The 5,660-nt window shown below is 53.3% G+C and carries 4 protein-coding genes; all 4 read right to left on the bottom strand.

The window, feature by feature from the left end:
- Positions 1 to 57 precede the first annotated feature (57 nt).
- The 4 genes from dgt to KTQ37_RS16395 all read right to left on the bottom strand — a co-directional run bounded on the left by dgt (position 58) and on the right by KTQ37_RS16395 (position 5,428).
- Positions 58 to 651 (bottom strand): dGTP triphosphohydrolase, encoded by a 594-nt coding sequence (gene dgt / locus KTQ37_RS16410; protein ID WP_218631591.1) that lies wholly within the window; start codon positions 649 to 651, stop codon positions 58 to 60.
- Between the two features lie 165 nt (positions 652 to 816).
- On the bottom strand, positions 817 to 2,229 hold the full coding sequence (locus tag KTQ37_RS16405) for a hypothetical protein (protein ID WP_218631590.1): 1,413 nt from the start codon (positions 2,227 to 2,229) through the stop codon (positions 817 to 819).
- A 2-nt stretch (positions 2,230 to 2,231) separates the two neighbouring features.
- On the bottom strand, positions 2,232 to 4,457 hold the full coding sequence (locus KTQ37_RS16400) for an ATP-binding protein (RefSeq protein WP_218631589.1): 2,226 nt from the start codon (positions 4,455 to 4,457) through the stop codon (positions 2,232 to 2,234).
- Positions 4,454 to 5,428 (bottom strand): DNA adenine methylase, encoded by a 975-nt coding sequence (locus tag KTQ37_RS16395; RefSeq protein ID WP_218631588.1) that lies wholly within the window; start codon positions 5,426 to 5,428, stop codon positions 4,454 to 4,456. Before KTQ37_RS16395 ends, KTQ37_RS16400 begins: the two co-directional genes overlap by 4 nt.
- Positions 5,429 to 5,660 lie beyond the last annotated feature (232 nt).

Raw genomic sequence — 5,660 nt, 5'->3', positions numbered from 1 at the left:
GATCAGACATGTTCACCGCTCGGTTTTCGAGCCGTGAATCATGCCGGTAAACGGAAATCAATGGGTCCTGACCCTAGTCGCTGCGCTGAGGGGATATTTCATGAATGCTCCAAGCACCGCTTTCGACAGTCGCATACCTCCATCGTTGCGATACATTTCCGTTCTGGCAATGATGCGGAACCCCTGAGCATTTCCCTCAAATGCGCAGAACTCACTCTGCAAGGCCGGTTCCAGATCGGCGAACATGCCTTTGGGCTCTGCAAACTTCTCCGAGAACCATGCGCCAATCGCGTTCTCGCCAGAATGCCCGAACGGCGGGTTTCCGATGTCATGTGCGGCGCAAGCAGCCTGAACGATATTTGCCAGACTGTTTTCTACACCCTCTTCAATGATCTGTTTTTCAACCAGCCATTGCCCGATTGCCATCGCCAGTGATCGCCCGACGCTACCGACTTCGATGGAATGGATTAGACGGTGGTGAACATGGTCGTGTTCATAGAGGGGTTGCACCTGCGTCTTGTTGGCCAGGCGCCGAAAGGGCTCCGAGAAAACGATCCGGTCGTAGTCTTGTGTAAAGATCGACCTGTTCATTTGCTCCGAATACTTGTGATCGTGCAGCCGTTGGTTTGACAGCAGGGTGCTCCATTCCATCAGATTTATCCTTTGCTGTTCGACTGTTCGCGGTTACTTAACCCGAGGTTGTCTCTCTCGACAAGCAGATGACGTCGTCGCGCAACAAATAGCGTGTTAGCTTCGATCTTAGTCCAGAAGTGAAAGTGTTTGCGGCACTACGAGAAACACGCTTACTTCGACTGCTCAGCGTCCGATGATCGACCTTACGAACATGTCGAGTGTGCGGCCCGCCGGTCGATGCGAAATAGAAGCGCATCGGTGCGCTAAATGCTGGACGATATTGGCATCCTCATAGAGTTCCGTTTCAAAGAGTTCGAGCACTCCGATTGCCCGGCCGATGTCAATTCCATAGGCTGCAAGGTCAATCTTCATAGCTTGAAAGTCACCTGATTTCGTTGGGAACGGATAGGCTATATTTAACTCGAAAATTCGATCATTGGCGCTTCGCACAATAAATGCTTGGCCATAATGGGTATCGTTGCCAAAATTGGACTCAGGGTTCTTTGCTCCAAAGTCAATGTAACGATAACGGTAGGCGTCACTTATCGGTAACAGGACTGTCCGACCCCGCGGAAAACGCTCCATTAGCAGTGGTTGGATGAGTTTTCCGTGCTCCACTACGCGGCCTGTCTTCGCGACTCCGATCACGAGAGGCGGCACACCACGCGCTCGAGAGCGAACCCGGTGTATCATCTTCATAATCGGACGATGAAGGCTCGCAGGCTCACCGAAAATGCCCAGCGGACCGTCAACGAGAAAGACAGAATTCTCGAGAATCGCTCTGGTGTGTTCAGCGGCGTCCAGACGCATTATCGAATGTGCGAGCACCAAATGTTCGAAAGCGTTCATTGCGCGAGTATAGGCTTGCTGATTGCTCCCTTCCTCAGCGAAAGCTTCGGAAAGGCGCAAAACGTCAGTAATATAGAGAGATTTGTTTGGTGCCCGAGGCGAGGGCGCTTCACCCTTATCTTCCGGTATTAGGACATCTTGCCCCAGCGGTTCACCAGTAATTGGGCAGGTTCGGTTGCCTGGGATGACGACATGCCGCATCCCGCCCAGCATAACGGTCCGCCCCTCAGTCTCGAGAAGATCAATCAAGGTGTGCTCAAGGCCGACATCTAAAAGCTCGAAACGCTTTGAACGAAAGGCCTCAAAAGTTGACTTCCGAAAACTCTCTCGGGGGGAAGCTCCATCCAAGTGTATCCCGGCACCCGTCAGGGGCACCGAGTAAGTGTTCTTTTCTCTTTCGATTTTCGCGATTGCAATTGGGTCGGGCTCTCCACCTGATCGAGGATCGATCTTGTGATACTCGGCGGTGTCAATCCAAACTTGACCGATCTTGAGCAGGCCCATGCGCGCACTTGGAAAGCCGTCAGAAACCGCCGCCTCGTAGCTCGAGCCGTCGGCCGCTATGACGAAGCCACGCTGAGGTCGAATAACATTTTCGGTGACGTCTAAGGCTTGTGAAAGGATATCTTGGGAGTATGCCTGAGGGTCAACATGATGCTGACAACGACGAAAAAGATCCGTCACTTCAGCATCCTTCATAATATCCTCCGCGCCCAAGGCGGAAGCGGTCTCCTTCGCAAATGGCATTACTACTGCCCCTGCGTCGTAAGTGGGACAAACCAGTGGTTGTTTGGGAGCAGTTTCACTTCCGCATATTGTTGTGACGCCCGAGCTGGTTCGAATTTCAGAATCTGGGTCGGAGTTACGAAGCTGGCTGAAAGCGTCTTAATGCGCGCGAATCCGACGTCCTGACTTCGCTTCAGACTCGCTCCAAAATCGGCAAAATCGTAGAAACCGGAGAGAGCCCGAATTTCGGCATCATTGTTTAGGTGGGTGACGAAGAAGTTCTCTGTATTCGCCAGTATGTTCTGATGGATGGAGCTCGGCTCCTGCGTGGCATACACGAGTGCAATACCGTATTTTGCGCCTTCCTTAGCAATTCGAGGCCAGATTTCCGTCAACTCCGCCTTTTTCCCGATGAGGTTATGCGCCTCCTCGACATAAATCGCGACGCGTGGAGGCCTTTCGCCGCGATTGAACTTAGCGCTGCTTTTCTGGAAAAGTTCTCTAACGAGTTTTTTCGAGAGTTCTTCGCGGATCGACGGATTCCCAACGGACAAATCGAGGATCACGATCCGGCCTTCCTCCAAGTATTTGTAGATGTCCGCCGCGATCTCTTTAGAGCCGTTTGGTCCATGATAGTCCTTCGCTGCTCCAATGGCCTGACGTCCGATAATAGGCGTATCGCTCAGTGAAGACTTCCCGACTAACACGCTCAGAAGACTCCGCTCAACTTCGTCAAGCCAGGTTGAACCAGCCCGGCTCTTAGTAGCCGTTTTGCTCAAGATTCCGTCGACGTCGTTCTTATAGCCGCCGGCGGCGACCTCGATCTCACGCACCGTTTTCCAGAACCGCGTCAGATCTTGGAGGTTTATCTGGTAGCTGCCCGCCACGCTTCGCGCGCGGAAGCTGAAATGTTCTGCGCAGGCCTTGGACAAATCGTCCTCTGATCCGCTCGGATCGACGTCGTTGAGGTTGCCTTTGTCAAGGATCCCGTGTTGGATTCCTTTGCGGACAATTTCCGCAAATACAGTCTTGCCGATAGACAGACTCTGTTGTTCCGCATTCTCTCTATCGGGCGCGTATCCGGCCGAATACAGGATGGTGCGGAAGATCGATGCCTTTCGCTTCCATCGGTTCATGGCTGAGTGGTCACTCGAGTCGGGCAGTTCGAGATTCAGGGACAGGAAGTTCTTGAAGTCGTTGCTTGCCGCAGCGCGTCCTTGCTCCTCTACAGCGTGACGGATCAACTCCATGGCCACGGGCAAGTCATTGTAGAAATTTGACCGCAGGTCACGAAAGCCAGGCGTAGTCATAATGCGATAACGCACGGTCATGTCTGGAAATACGTCATTGATCGCGCTGCCCGCGTCCTGCTGGTTTGCGTTTGAGTATTCCCCGTTAATATCAAAGATAAGTTGCCCGATCGGTTGACGAGTCTGGAATGATGTTATGGCAACTTGGGACACCATCGTCTTTGTGGTGTTTGATTTCCCTGTCCGCGTCATCCCAAACACTGCGGTGCGGCGTGCAAGGAAATCCACTGGGGAAATGTAAACAGGCACCTGGGTGTTGTCGCCAAGCTCCGCCATATGCTGGGTAGATGTGTAGCGGACGGAACCGATTTGAAACGGCACTGGGTTACCGACGCCGGCGGCGGTTGCCTCCTCTTCGGCCTTTCGGCGGCGATCGGGATCTACATAGTTTACAATCGTCTGGAGCGCTGTTGGGGTAGGTTTATAGACGAGCATCATGCGGGTGGCGAAGACGTCCTCTATATCCGTTCCCATTCGCAAACGGCCATCTTGGCCCACAAAAAACGTCCCAAGGATATGACAGCGCATGCCTGTCCAACTCATCTTGTTGACGGTAATGGGCTCGAGCCCTTCCAACCTTCCCGACTTAACGTCGGGGTTTTCTTGGAAGAATTGTGTGATCGCCCGCAGGTGCTCGGTGTCCGTTTCTATTGGCGCTCTGCCTACCACGCGGAGAAGGACGACACGTCTATCTACAGCCTGTGTGGTCGCAAACTTCGCCGGATCAAACGTCGCTGCCAATAGGTAAGAGTTGTGTGGCACCCCAGACACGTCGTTTCGCCACTTATCATGAACCATCACCAGCGCTTCGCTGTAGTCCATAGTAAGGGTGAAACCGATCCGGCGAGCGTCGTGCGTCTCAGGCTTGCTCGGATCCGCCGCGATCAGAGAAACAAGAGGAGAAGTAACGGAGGCGGCACGTTCGATAATGCTATTCATTGGTTGCTTACAGTTCTTACTATTTCATCAGTCCGAGGGGCACGAATGCTCACATTAGTTTTCTTACGCAAAGTGAGATTCTCGACGATCATTTCTGCACTTTCAATCTTTTGCACCGCCATCGACTTGGCTGCCGTGTAGCGCATATCGACGGCGCCGCGACCGGTATGGTTACAATACATCTGCCTCGCTTCGGGACAACTGTCGTATGAGAGGATCCAAGGCTCATCGAGCCGATCCAGGCAGCGCTTGAGCGCACGGTGATCATCTCTTTGGAACCAATATCGATAGAGTTTATCGGCCTTGTGAAAAAACGGAGGATCAAAATACCAGAGCGCACGCATATTCGGTTTGCGCGCATGGGCGGAGCGATAGGATCCGACCAAGCTTCTGAAATCCTTGTTGTGGACGCGAACCCGCCCGCTTAGGCGACCCAGTTGCCAAATTCGCTCAGCCAGTGAGTTAGCGTTCCACCGGCAATCTATGGCATTTGCGCTCTTTTGCGCCTTGCCGCCGAGCGGTCCGGCGGAGGGGTTTAGGGAGCCGGAGAACGAGGTCCGGTTCAGGAAGATGCACTTGAAAGCCTTATCGACAATGCCTTCTGGTGTGATCTCTCGCTGTTTTTCCCATTCAGCGAGCGTGACTTTTGCGTCCAAGATTCGATCGGCGAGTTCGAAGCGTCGGTCAGAGAACACGACGGTCCAGAACGCCGCTACAAGTGGATCGAGGTCGTTCAGGATGGCCTGCTCGGCGATTGACGCCTCTAATAGAGCGATCGACACTGCTGCGCCGCCTGTAAATGGTTCAATTACCCGTTCGAAGTGGGGCACACCGTTTCGATCAAGCGCGGCAGCGACATGAGCGACAAGCTTGCGCTTTCCTCCAGGATAGCGCAGGGGGGATAGGTATTTGCGTGCCAAGGCCTTGGTCGCCGCATCAAGCGCTGTCGACGAAATATTCTTGGCCACCATACTCAGATCCTGATTCGACCAAGATATAAAAGGAACGGTTCTTGACGGTCGAAATTTCCAATCAACGCTTGCGACATCAGAACACAATCTGGGGTAGTTCTGTCAAGGCAATGATGAATGCGTCCAAGATTCGTGTCTCGGTGGAGTCACAATGGGACTGAATAGCCCCGCGTTTTCTAGACGCCTTCGGGTCTCAGTTTCCGCTGCCGTTCGAACTCGACGGGCGACAGCA

This window comes from Sedimentimonas flavescens (genome assembly GCF_019264375.1).
GTDB classification, from domain to species: Bacteria; Pseudomonadota; Alphaproteobacteria; order Rhodobacterales; family Rhodobacteraceae; genus Rhodobacter; species Rhodobacter flavescens.
The sequence above is the reverse complement of the archived record's forward strand: the minus strand, read 5'-3'. Positions and strand labels throughout refer to the sequence as shown.

What these genes read in the sequence shown, in the direction of transcription:
- dgt (WP_218631591.1), bottom strand. Translation starts at nt 651, where the DNA reads ATGGAATGGAGCACCCTGCTGTCAAACCAACGGCTGCACGATCACAAG.
- KTQ37_RS16405 (WP_218631590.1), bottom strand. Translation starts at nt 2,229, where the DNA reads ATGCCATTTGCGAAGGAGACCGCTTCCGCCTTGGGCGCGGAGGATATT.
- KTQ37_RS16400 (WP_218631589.1), bottom strand. Translation starts at nt 4,457, where the DNA reads ATGAATAGCATTATCGAACGTGCCGCCTCCGTTACTTCTCCTCTTGTT.
- KTQ37_RS16395 (WP_218631588.1), bottom strand. Translation starts at nt 5,428, where the DNA reads ATGGTGGCCAAGAATATTTCGTCGACAGCGCTTGATGCGGCGACCAAG.